The sequence below is a fragment of the Deefgea tanakiae genome (assembly GCF_019665765.1).
GTDB lineage: Bacteria > Pseudomonadota > Gammaproteobacteria > Burkholderiales > Chitinibacteraceae > Deefgea > Deefgea tanakiae.
This window is the reverse complement of the sequence record NZ_CP081150.1, coordinates 3127738-3142322: the sequence shown is the minus strand read 5'-3', so window position 1 is coordinate 3142322 and position 14585 is coordinate 3127738. Positions and strand designations below refer to the sequence as shown.

The following is a 14585-nucleotide window of genomic DNA, read 5'->3' as shown; positions in this document are numbered from 1 at the left end:
CTTTGCAGCGCTGTTATGTATTGCGTTGTGGATGAGTAGTGTTTTGCAGTTACGCAATCAAGAGAAAGTTTTGCTTAGTCTTGGCGAAAAGGTGATGGCTGCTGAAGCGCTTGATGTGCAGCGCAATTTAATTGAATTCCTCTATATACCAGAGCAAAGCAATAGAATAGTTTCGGGTTTGATTGAGACGATGCAGCTCAAGCCCACTTCTGATTTAGCCATGTTGGATGCGCCACTGCGCAATACATTCAAGCAAACCATGGCCGATAAAACCGCACTGAGTGTGATCGGGTTCGGTTCGGAAATGGGGGGTTTCATCGGATTTCGCCGTGAAGATCAAAGCCAAGTTTTTAATCTGTTATTACAAGACGATAGAACAAAAAACGCGCTCAATATTTATCCTAGCGACCAACTTTCAACTCCCACTGCGAGCATTCAAAACTACGATCCAAGAACTCGTCCTTGGTATCAACCCGTAGCTGAAAAAAAGACGATGCTGTGGTCGGATATCTACAGCAATATCGATGAGAAAAAAGCCGTCACCATCTCTAATTCCCTACCCGTTTTTAATAATCAGCAACAACTGATCGGGGTCTTAGTCAGTGATATTCGGATCGATCAATTCAATCGATTTCTGCTCAATCAATCGAGCTTGGGCACCGGTGCTATTTTTATAGTCGATGCTCAAAATCGTTTAGTCGCTCATTCCTCGACTGATAGCGTATTGAGCCATGGTCAATCGCAGACACCGCGTGGTGAGCGGATTTTGGCTGTGGAAAGCTCGAAACCATTAATTAGCGCGGCAGCTGAACAACTGAATGGTGAGCGTAAATTTTCCTTTCATTTTGAAAAAGAGCGCATTTACGGCCATATCTTGCCACTGGAATATTCCGGTATTCAATGGCGAATCGTGGTGCTCACCCCAGAGCAAGACTTAGTTGGCACACTTCGCCAAGAGCAGCAGCAGACGATGCTGTTAATTTTATTGATTGGGCTTGGCATTGCGATTTTAAGTTGGTTTGTATTGGGACGAATTACCCGACCGATTATTTCTACCGCCAAAGCGGCTGAAAAGCTAGGCCATACCGATTGGCAGCCGCTACCGATGCCCAGAATTCAGCTCCAAGAAACCGCCTTATTGACGACCACCTTCAACGATATGGCCGCTAAATTGGCACTGTCGTTTGAGCAAATGAATCGGCAGATTCGCTTTGATAATATGACCGGGTTGATGAATCGAAATGGCCTGACGGTGGCGGTGAATGATTGGGGCTTTTCACCCGCACAAAATCAGTTGATGTTGTTGATTGGTCTGGATGGCTACCGTGCGATTAATGATAGTGTTGGCCATACCTTGGGCGATGCTTTATTGAAATCAATTGCCAATCGTTTAATGCAAAATATTCCGCCCGATGCCCTACTCGCTCGTACTGCAGGAGCGGAGTTTACGATTTTGATTCCCGAAGCCAATAATCAAGACGAGGCTATTTTTACGACTCTACGCTATTTGGCTTATTTTTCTGAAGCATTTAAAGCGGCTGAGTCATCCGATGAAGTGGTCGTTACCGCATCGATAGGCTTGGTATATGGACAATTTAAACGTCTAGAACTCAATGATTGGCTTCGAAATGCAAGCGTTGCACTGGGCAAAGCGAAGGCTAAGGGCTTTGGCTCTTATGCACTGTTTGAAGCGAGCATGATTGAGCAGTCGATTGCCAAAACACGCATCACCAATGAGTTGAAATTGGCGATCGAACGGCAAGAATTCCAAGTATTCTTCCAACCGGTGATTGATTTGCAAACGGGCGAAACCATTGGTGCAGAAGCCTTGATTCGTTGGCAAAGCCCGCGTGGCATGATTTCGCCAGGTGTGTTTATTCCGGCTGCTGAAGATTCTGGTTTGATTCTACAAATTGGTAATTGGGTACTGCGCGAATCCTGCCAGCAAATTGCCAATAAACTCAAAGCGGGCTGGCGTGCTGATTTTGATGTTCATGTGAATGTGTCGGTGCGGCAGTTGATTCAATCGGATTTTTATGAGCAGTTGCTACAAATTTTGCAAGAAACCGGCTTGCCTGCACACAATCTGACGCTTGAAATCACCGAGTCTTGTTTGGTGACGCAAAGTGAAGTCGTGGCAAGCTTAATTAAGCGCGTACGCAGCCTTGGCGTCAGCATCGCAATTGATGACTTTGGCACGGGCTATTCATCGCTGGCGTATTTACATCAGTTTGATTTTGACTATCTCAAAATTGATCAATCCTTTATCGCCAGAATGTTGGAAAACATCCAAGATGAAGCGATTGTTTCAGCGATTATCAGCATGGCCTCCGGCTTTAAAGTGGTACTAGTCGGTGAAGGTATCGAAACTGAAGCCCAAGCTAATCGTTTGCGAGAGCTGGGTTGCCAACGAGTGCAAGGCTATTTCTTTGGCCGCCCTGCCCCGCTGGAATCATGGCCCGAGTAATTTGGTTTTGCCATATCACTGCAATATATCTGTCGTAAAATCGTCATCTAGTTTATTCATACGAGACCGCATATGAACCTGCATCCTTTTGACTCGCTGGAATTGCCTGATGGTGGCCAGATTTTGTTCACCCCTTGCCCAGGGACTAAGGCCGCAGATTTAGATGCCTCGGTCGCGCAACTCAAAGCGGCTGGTGCTAGTGCGATTGTGACCTTAATGCCAAATGAAGAATTGCAAGCCAACGGGGCAGCCTCATTGCCTGCCGTGTGCCAAGCGCATGACTTAGCATGGTTTCATTTTCCCGTGGAAGACGATGCTGCGCCTGCTGCTGGGTTTGCCTGCGCATGGGTGGCACACTCAGCAGAAGTACTACAGATCTTAGCTGATGGCGGCACGATTGCTGTGCATTGCAAGGGGGGCTCTGGCCGTACTGGTTTGATGGTGGCGATGCTCTTGATTAACCGCGGCGAGCCACTACCAACCGTCATCGAACAAGTGCAAGAAATTCGTCCAAAAGCACTGCAAATCCCTGCGCATTTAGAATTTCTAAGCGAAGCGGCCGCTCGCGTTTAATCCATTGGTTTGATCTAGATGTTGATGTGTGGTCAATATTGAAGTTTGATTTTTTTATCCTGGGTATTGTAATCAAGACTAATTTTTATATGGGCTTGATCACAATACTTATGTTTTTGATTGGGCGGCTGAATTAAGTCGCTCTCTCTGTGTTGGAGTTCCGCAGCGAAAAATCAATCGCAGCGCACACTGTTACCACCTGCGCTTGGTTGCATTGAATTGGGCTGGCGTTGGGGCTGTCGGGATAGACTTCGGTGGTGGTGACGAAAGTGGCATTGCTCATACCACCACATAATCCTAATGCTTTCTTGGCATAGTTGATCACGCCAAACTGCTCAAGTGGCTCTCCGATCAGACAGCCCGCCGCATCCGCCTCGGCGATGTGCGTTACTTTGCTCACCGCGGCAATCAAAGCCTGTTGAAATTCTGGGGCTGGGTTTTCAGTATCGCCAACCAAGTAAAAACCATCAGGAATATCGTGATATTCAAACGCAAGGCCGTCACGGGCGGCTTTGGCGGGGCCAAATTCGCTGTTATCGGTATCCGTCGTTTCGTGTAGGTCGATATGCACCCGTACTTTCTCTGCTTGCGCATGCACAAAAGCCAGTGCTGTGGCAGCTTCTGCTGAAGCGCTGTCTGCAACAAAAGAGCGATTTGGATCAATCGCGTTTGGGTTCCAACGATTGATCGTTTCATACCCCCACGGGCTAATACAGGGCAGCACCAGTAAATTGACTTGCGCGCTGTATTGGGCAAAGTGCTGCGCAATAAATTGCAGCGCACCTTGCACACCACTGGTTTCGTAACCATGCACACCGCCTGTCACAAGTACTGTGGGGCGATCGACTTGCCAGTTGCGGCTACGCACTGCATACAGCGGATATTGTGCAAAACCCTGAGCCTGATAATCCAGCACACCGTATTCAACCAGCTCTGCCGCATCGGGCAGCGGCGAATCTCTGTCTAGGAGTAGGGTCGTTAATGGCGAAATGACTTCGGCAAGATAGCTGCGCTGTATCTTTTGCTGCGCTAGCCAAGCGGCGCGCTCCTCTGAACCCCAAGCGAGGCCGAGCGTGCCGATGGGATAGGCGTTGATTGTGTTGGGCATGGACTCACCTAGGTTTAAGGCTTTTTGAGGTCTTTTTCGATATCAGATAACAAGATCTTCAGCGCAGAGTCAGAGACCATCACTTCGAGCAGGCACAAGACCAAAGAGCCTGTCATCAACACTAGGCTGGCGATGAATAATCCTTGCGCATAAGTGCTCATGCTCATCGAGATCAAAATCATCGACACAATACACAGCAGCAGGCTGGTGATACCGAAAGCTTGCATATAGCGAATCAGCCAAACGCGTTGGCGCAGGTTGCCGAGTTGTCGCAGGATATTGTCGTGTGGATTATTACTGTGATGCTCGTACAACTGGCGAATAATGCTAGAAATCGTGAGAAAACGATTGGTGTAGGCGAGCATCAGCAAGGAGATTGCAGGAAAAAGTAGTGAGGGGGTGTTAATACTAAAATTATCCATCATGACCTTTTTTAAATTCTTTGATGATGTGCTGTTGCCGACGACTGACCGGCAATCGTTCTGGCACATCGCGTAAAACGACGACCCAATGCGCTTCGCCACCGTCTTGAACTTCGCGTTCGAACCCTGCAATATTATCGCGAGACACTAAACAATTGCGGTGAATACGCACAAACTTTGATCCAAATTCATCTTCAAGTTTAGTCAGCGAGTCTTCCAGCAGATACTCGCGATCCCGTGTACGTAGTGTGATGTATTTTTGTTCGGCCTTCAAAAAGCGCGCTTCGCTGGTTGGAATCAGATGAATTCGGCCGCGTTCGGTCACGCTAAAGTGGCTGCGTACCCCTTCTTGCCTAGGCGTTTCGGTGGTGTTGGTGGGCTTACGTAGCTCTAAAACGCGTTTGAGTGCGGTCAGCAGGCGATCTTGGCGGATAGGCTTGAGCAAATAATCCACCGCCTGCACATCAAACGCGGCTACACCATAGTCTTCAAATGCGGTCGCGAAAATCACGGCGGGCGGTTTGGCTAATTTCATCAACTTTTTGGCTATTTCGATGCCGCTCATTTGCGGCATTTGGATATCCAAAATCACCACATCAATATCGTGCTCGGCAATTTGCGGCAAAGCGCTCATGCCATTGGTGGCGGTGCCGATGACTTGATTGGGGCACTCTTGTGCGCAATCGCTCAGAATGTCTTGCAGACGATTCAGGGCGGGCAATTCATCATCAACGAGAAAGAGTCGTAACGCAGTATTCATTGTTAAAGCTCCCGATAGGGTAGCGTGATATGTATTTGATAATAGTCGTTTCCTGAATTTATGCTGACATTCGCTTCAGCATCATAATAAAGCAGTAAACGTTCGCGTACATTGTCTAGCGCCATGCCATTGCCGCGCCTGAGCGGTATGTGGTTTAACAAAGGATTTCGAATGTCGATATGCACTTCATCGCGCACTCGGAATACATTGAGCTGGATAGTGCCGGGCTCAATATTCGGTTCAATTCCGTGGTAAATCGCATTTTCGAGTAAAGGTTGCAAAATCAGCGGCGGGATTGAAGCTTGCGCGGGCATTTTATCAATATGCCATTCCACATGTAGCCGCTCGCCTAAACGTACCTTTTCAATTTCCAAATAACCTTGCGCTAATTCGACTTCGCGCGCCATTGTGGAAAGCCCCGTCTCCGATCCCATCGCCACCCGAAATAAATCAGATAAGTTTTCGAGTAGTTTTTCTGCTAGTTTGGGTTGGCTGCGTATTAAAGATAGCACTGCATTCAAACTATTAAAGAAAAAATGTGGCCTAATTCGCGCTTGCAATGCAATGAGTCGTGCTTCGGCCAATCTCGGTGATAAGGCGCGTATCCATAATTGATAATGCAGCAGTAGCAAAAGCGCCACACTCATCGAAACCAGCTCGAATCGAAACGGCATCCCTTTTTGTTCCATCGGCAATATATTATCGAAGATAGCAGAAATTCCCCACGACACCAAAAGCACCCAAATTAAAACTGCTGTTATGGCATGTCGATAATTAATCCGCTGTAGTGGGGTGCTAAACAGCGCCAAGCCCGCTAAAGAAATCAACAACACCGGTTCAACCCAGAGGCTCGCCTCGGTGAGTTTATTGCTCCATTCGCCCCAATGATTGATCGTGACCAATACATAGATCAACACGCCCAAATGAATCAGCACCAAGGCGCGTAGCAAAACACCGAGATTGCGAAAATTTGGCATTGACGATGTTGATTGTTCCATTTAATTCTGATTTCCTGCTTACACTGTATAAATTAGCATAGCACCGTGAATTGACCTATGTCGCTTGCCGTTTTGTATTCAAGGGCGCTTGATGGATTATGTGCTCAATCCGTTACAGTAGAAGTACATTTAGCCAATGGCCTACCTGCGTTCAATTTGGTTGGGCTGGCCGACACCGAAGTGCGTGAATCTCGCGAACGCGTGCGGGCGGCTTTGCAAGTGGCTGGATTTGAATTTCCCAACCGCCGTATCACCGTTAATTTGGCCCCTGCCGACTTGCCCAAAGGTACTGGGCATTATGATTTGGCGATTGCCATCGGTATTTTAGCCGCCAGCGGACAATTACCTTGTGATCATTTACACGAATATGAATTTGCCGGTGAATTAGGTCTGACTGGCCAATTGCGGCCGGTACGGGGTGGTTTGGCTTTGGCAATGGCCGCGCGAGATGCTAAGCGTACTTTGGTCATCAGCACGGCTAGCAGCGCCGAAGCTGCCCTGATTCTGGATGCCACGGTCTTGGCGGCCGAGCATATTTTGCAGGTTTGCCAGCATTTGCACGGTATTGAGTCCCTAGCTACAGCCGTGCCACCGACTGAAATCCCTGCGCCCAGCTACCCTGATTTGGCGGACGTCAAAGGTCAAACCGCCGCCCGTCGCGCACTAGAAGTCGCCGCCGCAGGCAACCATTCCTTATTACTAATCGGCCCGCCCGGCACCGGAAAATCAATGTTGGCGCAGCGCTTGCCCGGACTGCTGCCAGCGCTACTCGAGCACGAAGCGCTCGAAGCCGCTGCGGTGCAATCCTTGGGGCAAAATGGCCTTGATCCGCGCCAATTTGGGCAACGCCCTTTTCGCAGTCCACATCATACTGCTTCGAGCGTGGCCTTGGTCGGTGGTGGCTGGGGAAGGTATTGATAATTGAGAAAAAGATTTAATTAATTGAGAAATTTCGATAACTGAGAATTTCTTGCCGGAGGCGCATACCGGTTTTAAAGTAAACTATCTCCCACGCAGGACATCACGCTTGCGCTCGTTCTTGATCCCATGGCCACAAGCCATTGTGCTCAACAATTTCAGACAGTGCATTAAGTCGTCCTCCACAAGGGATAGGTATCGAGTGAACGAAGCAATTGTTGTCTTTTCACGGAAAGGGATTTTCCAAGTCCAGATTACTGCGCGTGACGTCCGCAGCAGGGAACATGCTCGCAAGTTATGGCCATTGGTGTCACCCGGTATGCCACGACAGATGGTGACGTGGGTCAGCCCCTCATTTAAAGATGGAAAGTTACGTCAGCGGGCTCATTTTCGAACGCTTCCTTCCCTGCATGCCTTTAATCTCAAAGCTCACTTTGACAATGAGGAAGCCAGTTGGCAACGCATTGCGCAAGAAAGTCCGGAACATCGTCGGGCAAAAGAACTTGTCGCAGCTGAACTTTCACGACGCTTGAGTGCAGGATTGGCAATGCCATGGGCATTCAAAGATGCGGATGCATCAGACTATCCACTTGAAGGCAACCTGCTACTAGGAGCTGATCAGGTGACCACTGAGTATCCACTTGAGACGCCATTTGGTAGCAAATTCCGGCTCGATGTTGCGGTGCTCGGACCGCCGATTCAGACGGGGCCAATGGTCCTGGGGGGCGTTGAAATTGAACTTGGTCATGCCTTCGATGGACGTAAGGCTTTAATCGGAAAGTCGCTCGGATTCCCACTTATCTCAATCGATATCACCGAGATGACGCTAGCCGAACTCACGCCGGAATGGGCACAGCGGGTATTGACCGCAACTACGCGAAGCCATGAGCAAGGACGCCGACAAACCTACATTTATCTACACGACTTGCTGTACCCACTTTATGCACAATTGCCTGCATTTCTTGATAAAGAGCAACGGCATCAGTTCCTTGTATTTGCTAAAAATGACACACTAAGCAGGCTAGTTCGCTGGTTGAACTTCCTCGCCGAAAAACTGGAATATCCAAAAAATGCGGTTGCTGTTGCCTTGGTCAATGGCAAAAACGAGCAGGCACGCAAAATGCTGGAACGCGCGGGACAGGTCGTTGGGCCAGACTGGCGTGAGTTCAACGATCAACAATGCCTAAGATTGACCCTGCCACGCCCTAAAGGCCCAACAGATCTTCAGGCTCATCGTTTTCACATGACGCTGGCGCGCATTCTGCTTTCACATTGCGATGCACTCGTTGGGTACAAATATTGCAACGGTGTCGACAACGAACGACCTGAAGAGGATGTGTGGATCGCTCATCATTGGGTCGCCCATATGGAATATACTCAGCACCGTGTATTGCCGAAACGACTAGCCGAACCGATTAATCGATTGATCACAGTGATTGCGAACCTACATCGCAATCATGCGGTAGCCGACCAAGAAGCATAATTTCAGTAAGCGCTAGGGCGACTTTGACCGTGCAGCAAAAGCCAACACCATTTCGACATTTTGAGTTCAATTGCAAAGCTTCTCACACGGCACGCCATCGCCATCCCCGTCGATTCTTGTAGCCCCACAGTGCTGTAAATAAAACTTAGCTTCTTCACAGGAAGACATTTCTTTGCAATAGCGCTTTGAACCACAGCTAAAACTGGCAGAGCTTGAGGTTGTGTTGATTGGCTGTTTTGCTTGCACTGGTTGTGTTGTATTACTCGCAGTCGTTGCTTTGCCACTATGTCGCCATTCCCAAGGTGGTGTTGGAGCAGCCTCGGACCACAGGCCTAATTTGGCCGACTTGGCTTTGGACTCTGCATCACGATATTTTGCATCTTTGCCATATTGCACGTAGAACCATGCCATACCACGTTTGATTTGCTCTAAATTGGCATCAATACCAGCCACGATAATTTTTCCGACAGTACGTCCATATTTGTCAGTCGTTTCAACGTCTACAATGACATTTTTTCCATAAATTAAATCGGACAACGATTGTTTTGAGCGTTCGCCAAATGCTTGCGCTTTTTCAGGAGCATCGATTTGGGCTAAACGAATTTTGACGGGTTTGCGATCTGCAGTAAGGATGGTCGCGGTATCCCCATCACTGACGCCAATGACTTGACCAGAGAGCTGTTGTTGGGCAAAAACAGGCACACAGCAAAAACATATAATCAGAATGAGTAAACGCATAGCTTTCTTATCCCTATCGAGAATTAAAGTGAGCCACTGGGCATGAGGCAGTTGGCCAAGCCACTTCGTTCAAAATATCGGCTGGTTATTGTGCTTTTCAAATTAATTGCGATTTTTTACATTAAATGCGACCTATTGCCTTTGACCGTGAGAGCATTGTCATTGGCGGCGTTGACCATGGGCTTACTCCAATTTTCTTACGTTATTTTCAAAATTACCTCTCGATATTATTCAGGATATTTGGTGTGAATAAAATGGCATTCAATAAGAAAAGTATTCAAGGCAAAGAAGTTACTTTGCTGGTTAATCAGAGAAAATTAAGGGGGGCTGCACGGCTAGTTGTTCAGCTTGTTCAAAATGCACCTATGCCACTCGGGGGATGGAATGCAGCTGCGAGGCAAGTCTCACCAGGTTGGTCGTTGCTCAATTGTTTTCAATGGCTCAGTGGCAAAGATGCATGGGATGCCCTGCTGAGTTTGGAAGGTAATTCTGAGTATCAAGGGCTGTTGATCGTTTTAAGTTCCGCTTCACATACATGCCAAACGATTGGTCTGACTGCGGGTAGAAATTTAGATCGTTTGGCTACGATTCATCCTGACGTAATTGCGCATTTGGCCAACGTTCTATCGGAGTCCGCGTATGCGAAGAAAGCTGAGAATTCATAGATTGGCAGAGCTGGCGCAGCCTATTTTCAGCCTCAGAATTTAAACCGATAGCCGGGCCGCATAAAACCAAAAAAAAGAGCAATTTACCCCCAGACAATAAGGTTCGCTGATTAGTCGGTTTACTATGAGCGGCTGAAGCTAAAGCCTGTGATTTGAATCACTTGGTAATGCTTAATCCTAAGCCTTAAGTTGCACAGCAGCTCACGCCTTAGTTGCTGCTGAGGTTTAGATTTCATAGCATTGGCTGATTCTAATGATTGCTTCATGTTGATGATCTAATGTCCCAAATCTTCTGGTCTGAACCCGGATTACCTTTTGTCGAGGTGCGCAGAGCACAAAAAAGCAGGGCTTGTTACCGCCCACATACCCATCCCACATGGTCGATTGGTGTGGTTGACGCTGGGTATTCAACATTTTCATATGAACGATCGGAACCAATTCGGCTGGCAGCTGGCGATGTAGTTGTTATCCAGCCCCATCAGGTCCATTCGTGCAATCCGGACACAGACAGTGCTTGGAGCTATCAAATGCTGTATTTGGATGACCATTGGGTACAAAGCGTTCTGGTTGAGTTGGAAATGGGGGTACTAGGTTTGAAGCGCCATCATCCGACTCGGATACGGGATCTTGGCTGTTACCGCGCGGTGACCGCATTTACGGCTATGCTTTTCCAACCATATGCGGTGAATTATAAGGAAAGCGTACTGATTGAATTAATTGGTCAAATTTTTGCCAGCAGTACCTACACCCCTGAAATAAAACCACCAGGCTGGCTACGTACTATCCAATTGCTCCTGAGCGAACAATATGCCCGCGATTGGCCAGTCGCAGTGCTGGCTGATATCGTTGGCCTCAGCCGATATCATTTTATACGTGCATTTCATGCGTATACAGGCATGACGCCCCATGCCTATCTGCTTGATTGCCGGATCAACCAGGCGCGAAATTTACTCCGAACGGGTTGCGCACTTGCAGACGTGGCTCAAATTTTAGGCTTCGCGGACCAAAGCCATTTTCATCATGCTTTTAAACAACGTGTCGCAGTCACCCCACGCCAATACCTGATGCGGCAAGGCTCATAACCGCACTTTTTTTCAATATTTAGATGTTGCAACGCTGAATACTGAGTCACTTTCCAAGTGAATAGGGGTTGAGTATGAGCTGGCAGCAGTTATTCGTGATTATTGGGGCGCATTTTCTGGCGCTGCTGAGCCCTGGGCCGGATTTCTTTATCGTCGTACGAAACTCACTGCTCCATGGCAGAAGAGCGGGCGTGATCACCAGTGTAGGCATTGCGCTTGCAAACGGGGTTTTCATCGTCATCGCCATCGCGGGCTTTACATTTCTTCGCGATCAGCCTTTTCTTTACGGACTTTTATACTGGTCCGGATGCATTTACTTGGCATGGCTTGGGTTGTGTTTCTGGCGCGCTAGGCGGCATACCGTGAGTTTGCCGGAATCGAATGATGCAGACATATCTAGCTTGATGAAAAACCATCTGCTGGCAGGATTCCTTTCCGGTATTCTCAATCCAAAGAATGCGTTGTTCTATCTTGCATTGTTTACTGTACTGATTGGGCGAAATACCGCGGTTGCTTGGCAAGCCATATGTGGCATCTGGATGTTTTTTGCCGTCTTTGCTTGGGACTGCTTTGTGGCTTGGAGTGCTGGTCATCCCCGGATCATGTCTAAATTCGGCAGCAGGGTTGGTGGCATACATCAAGGAAGTGCAATTGTACTTTGGCTCATCAGCTTGGGCATGTGCTGGAATGGCTTGGTTCTGTCTTGAGGACTATCTGTATTTAAAAGTGTAAAAACTCATCATTGAATTGGTCGCAAATAATTTGAAAACTCACAGTTATTTTTCTTCATCTTTCAGGCTTGATCATTGTTCGTGGTTTCATAGCCTAGACGTTGGCCAATGACGAAAATTCCAGCCATTGCCATTGAATGAACTGGGCCAAGAATTGATCCATCATCGTTTCTATACCAATGAATTCCATCAGTTCGAACAGACTGCAATATCGCAGTGAGATCGTACGTTGCATAGCACTTGAATGCCCCGGCCCCACGCATCAAGGCAGACATTGAACTGTGATTACCATTTGTTATCCACACTAGGGGCCAGGGAAGCCAAGCCACACCACGATGATTATCTTCTTGAGACCAAGCCCCCCATCGCAAACCGCGCCCTAAATACGCTAATGCCCGTATTAATCGCCAACGCTCCCACACAGGGGCGAAGAATGCAGAATCCCGAATTTTTACTTTTGATGTTTTCAAAGGCTGATCTCGGAGACTACCCAATGAATCGCCAGCGGAATTGACCGCTAAATCACGATCCCAAAGCAATGTTTCCGGGTTTAGGCTCGATTTCGCACCACGACGCACATCAAACAGGAAAGCTTTAAGGCCCTCACCTTGAACGATGCGAGCCAAGCTCAGTGTTAATCCGCGAAGTCCATCTGCACCGAATGATTCTGCCGCATCAATAGCCCATAGTAGTGATGTCCATTGATCGGCTGGCGATAGGGCCATATCAGTTGGCAAATCTGGTAAGGGGAGCCGCGACGGCTCGTTTCGTTGCTGAATTAAAGTACAAGCGGCCTTAGCTAAAGCACTTACCCGCTTTTTCTTTTTAGATTTTATCTTGCCTGCCATACAACTCATTGCTTTTGATTGATTGAAAAGATGTCATGGATTTTTTTACAAACACATGATCACACGCATTGACACATATGGTATCTCTGATAGTTGGTACCCAGATTGACTGGCAAGCTATTCTAAATAATTTTGCAAAACATGTTGCCGCAGATTTGTGTTTAGCTAAAGGTGCAGTGACTGGTTAGATTTGGAATAGCGTCGTTATGACGAAGTAGTGCGCCCTAATTTTAATACCCACAGTTTCCAAATATCGGCCATTGCCGTATGACATTAATTTGCAATGAGCTTTTTGATGACATCGGTTATTACTCACTTAGACGGATGCTGTTCAATTTGACCAACGATATCACCAAGAGTTTTGTTTTAACTGACGCCATTTGGCATAGTAGTTGTTTGTAGTTTGTCAGTAAAACAACTGAGGTGTTATGAACGATTTAGATAATGTTATTACAGGCGTTTTGCGCTATCGAAGAGAGGAAATTGAAAAGCAATTCAATTGCTCTGTCCTGGCCTACTATGCAGACATTCGTCCCGATTATTTAAATTGGTTTCGTAGCACTCTTGAAGCTACCCATGCAGCAAACACCGAGCAAAAAAAACTTGCGATTGTCTTGAATACACCTGGTGGTAGCGTCGAGACAGTGGAGCAAATGGTTGTGATGGTTCGTCACTTTTATAGCGAAGTGGTGTTTATTGTGCCAAACATGGCTATGTCAGCAGGCACAATTTTCTGCATGTCCGGTGACGCAATCTATATGGACTATTCATCAGCTCTTGGTCCTATTGATCCACAAGTACAATCAAAGGAAGGCCACTGGGTTCCTGCTCTTGGATATTTAGATAAGTATGAAGAAATTCTGCAAAAAGCAGCTAATAATACTCTGACTGGGGTTGAATTTGCCATCGCTCAAAGTCAAGATATGGCACTTCTGCGTCGATACGAGCAAGCACGGGATTTGTCGGTTTCTTTGCTAGAAGAATGGTTGGTGAAATACAAATTCAAAAACTGGTCAACGCACGCCTCTTCTGGTGAACCGGTTACACCAGAGCAACGCAATCTTCGGGCGCATGAAATTGCTGCGCAACTCGGTGATAACAAAATTTGGCACTCACATGGAAGACGACTTGGGATAGACGTTCTACGTAATAGGCTTCGACTTGAGATTGTTGATTACAGTGAAAAAGACGATGTTCGAAGTGCGATAAACGCGTATCATGATTTGATTGCGGATTGCATGGCGCAAAAAAACTGGTCAATTTTTATGGACAACACAGGAAAATGAGGTGCGTTCATCATGAGAATCAGTGAAGACTTGGAAAAAATGCTATCAAACTCACCACTTTTAACGCCTGAATTGCAAAAAATGCAGGTTCAGTACCAACAAATGCTAGATAAGGGTCTTATTCATAAGCAGGTTTATGACCTGCCTTTGGTAAATGTCTTGGGACCAACCCATCAGCAACAAGAAACACATGCGCTCTTTGGGCGTTAATTGGGGCTTCAGAAATGAATAGTCAATTATTAAGTTTTTGCGTCAAAGTAAAGCGCGCTTCGTTTTGGATGATGTTCGCATGCATTTCGCTTTATATTCTTGACGTACTCTTGATCAAAAGTCCTGGTTCTGCCTCTGCGGAGATTTGGGCAAGACCAATTGTCCTAGGTGCAATTTTCTATGTGATTGCAAATTTTGCAATCGCCTGTGGACAGAAGCGTTAGCATTTACTAACAATCCAAACCCGCCTAGGCGGGTTTTTTATTATTTGGTGATGTTGACGATTTTATTCACTG

At 47.2% G+C, this 14585-nt stretch carries 15 protein-coding genes and 1 pseudogene; 10 read left to right on the top strand and 6 right to left on the bottom strand.

Annotated features, from left to right (window positions below):
* Positions 1–31: 31 nt before the first annotated feature.
* Positions 32–2467, top strand: coding sequence for a bifunctional diguanylate cyclase/phosphodiesterase (locus K4H28_RS14625; protein WP_221005878.1), 2436 nt, complete (start codon positions 32–34; stop codon positions 2465–2467).
* A 72-nt stretch (positions 2468–2539) separates the two neighbouring features.
* On the top strand, positions 2540–3040 hold the full coding sequence (locus K4H28_RS14620; protein WP_221005877.1) for a phosphatase domain-containing putative toxin: 501 nt from the start codon (positions 2540–2542) through the stop codon (positions 3038–3040).
* 133 nt (positions 3041–3173) lie between these two features.
* Here K4H28_RS14620 and K4H28_RS14615 read toward each other — a convergent pair whose 3' ends face one another.
* From K4H28_RS14615 to K4H28_RS14600, 4 genes are read right to left on the bottom strand one after another with little or no spacing between them, the layout of a single operon-like run.
* Positions 3174–4148 carry a M14 family metallopeptidase gene (locus K4H28_RS14615; RefSeq protein WP_221005876.1) on the bottom strand — a complete coding sequence of 325 codons (975 nt, stop codon included), beginning with the start codon at positions 4146–4148 and terminating at the stop codon, positions 3174–3176.
* 14 nt (positions 4149–4162) lie between these two features.
* The gene (locus tag K4H28_RS14610) at positions 4163–4573 is read right to left on the bottom strand and encodes a DUF2721 domain-containing protein (RefSeq protein WP_255573551.1); all 411 of its coding nucleotides are present in this window, start codon (positions 4571–4573) and stop codon (positions 4163–4165) included.
* Complete coding sequence (locus K4H28_RS14605) at positions 4563–5330, bottom strand: LytR/AlgR family response regulator transcription factor (protein ID WP_221005875.1); 768 nt, start codon at positions 5328–5330, stop codon at positions 4563–4565. Before K4H28_RS14605 ends, K4H28_RS14610 begins: the two co-directional genes overlap by 11 nt.
* Before the next feature lie 2 nt (positions 5331–5332).
* Positions 5333–6328: a sensor histidine kinase gene (locus tag K4H28_RS14600; RefSeq protein WP_221005874.1), complete on the bottom strand. Its 996-nt coding sequence runs from the start codon at positions 6326–6328 to the stop codon at positions 5333–5335.
* A 57-nt stretch (positions 6329–6385) separates the two neighbouring features.
* Between K4H28_RS14600 and K4H28_RS14595 the strand changes: the two are divergent.
* Together K4H28_RS14595 and K4H28_RS14590 are read left to right on the top strand one after the other, a co-directional pair.
* Positions 6386–7231, top strand: a pseudogene (locus tag K4H28_RS14595) (YifB family Mg chelatase-like AAA ATPase); the annotation flags it as partial.
* 217 nt (positions 7232–7448) lie between these two features.
* On the top strand, positions 7449–8729 hold the full coding sequence (locus K4H28_RS14590) for a hypothetical protein (protein WP_221005872.1): 1281 nt from the start codon (positions 7449–7451) through the stop codon (positions 8727–8729).
* Positions 8730–8795: 66 nt separating this feature from the next.
* Here K4H28_RS14590 and K4H28_RS14585 read toward each other — a convergent pair whose 3' ends face one another.
* Positions 8796–9467: a thermonuclease family protein gene (locus K4H28_RS14585; RefSeq protein ID WP_221008067.1), complete on the bottom strand. Its 672-nt coding sequence runs from the start codon at positions 9465–9467 to the stop codon at positions 8796–8798.
* Positions 9468–9712: 245 nt separating this feature from the next.
* On the opposite strand from K4H28_RS14585, the gene K4H28_RS14580 reads away from it, so the two are divergent.
* The 3 genes from K4H28_RS14580 (at position 9713) to K4H28_RS14570 (ending at position 11921) form a co-directional block, all read left to right on the top strand.
* Complete coding sequence (locus tag K4H28_RS14580; RefSeq protein WP_221005871.1) at positions 9713–10132, top strand: hypothetical protein; 420 nt, start codon at positions 9713–9715, stop codon at positions 10130–10132.
* Between the two features lie 278 nt (positions 10133–10410).
* Complete coding sequence (locus tag K4H28_RS14575) at positions 10411–11214, top strand: helix-turn-helix transcriptional regulator (protein WP_221005870.1); 804 nt, start codon at positions 10411–10413, stop codon at positions 11212–11214.
* 74 nt (positions 11215–11288) lie between these two features.
* Positions 11289–11921: a LysE family translocator gene (locus tag K4H28_RS14570; RefSeq protein WP_221005869.1), complete on the top strand. Its 633-nt coding sequence runs from the start codon at positions 11289–11291 to the stop codon at positions 11919–11921.
* 86 nt (positions 11922–12007) lie between these two features.
* Here the strand turns inward: K4H28_RS14570 and K4H28_RS14565 are convergent, their stop codons facing one another.
* Positions 12008–12793, bottom strand: a complete 786-nt coding sequence (locus K4H28_RS14565) for a DUF6710 family protein (RefSeq protein ID WP_221005868.1) — start codon at positions 12791–12793, stop codon at positions 12008–12010.
* Between the two features lie 428 nt (positions 12794–13221).
* Here K4H28_RS14565 and K4H28_RS14560 point away from each other — a divergent pair, with 428 nt between their 5' ends.
* From K4H28_RS14560 to K4H28_RS14550, 3 genes are read left to right on the top strand one after another with little or no spacing between them, the layout of a single operon-like run.
* Positions 13222–14079 carry an SDH family Clp fold serine proteinase gene (locus K4H28_RS14560; protein WP_221005867.1) on the top strand — a complete coding sequence of 286 codons (858 nt, stop codon included), beginning with the start codon at positions 13222–13224 and terminating at the stop codon, positions 14077–14079.
* Positions 14080–14091: 12 nt separating this feature from the next.
* The gene (locus K4H28_RS14555; RefSeq protein WP_221005866.1) at positions 14092–14289 is read left to right on the top strand and encodes a hypothetical protein; all 198 of its coding nucleotides are present in this window, start codon (positions 14092–14094) and stop codon (positions 14287–14289) included.
* A 14-nt stretch (positions 14290–14303) separates the two neighbouring features.
* Positions 14304–14513: a hypothetical protein gene (locus K4H28_RS14550; protein ID WP_221005865.1), complete on the top strand. Its 210-nt coding sequence runs from the start codon at positions 14304–14306 to the stop codon at positions 14511–14513.
* The last annotated feature ends 72 nt before the right edge of the window (positions 14514–14585 follow it).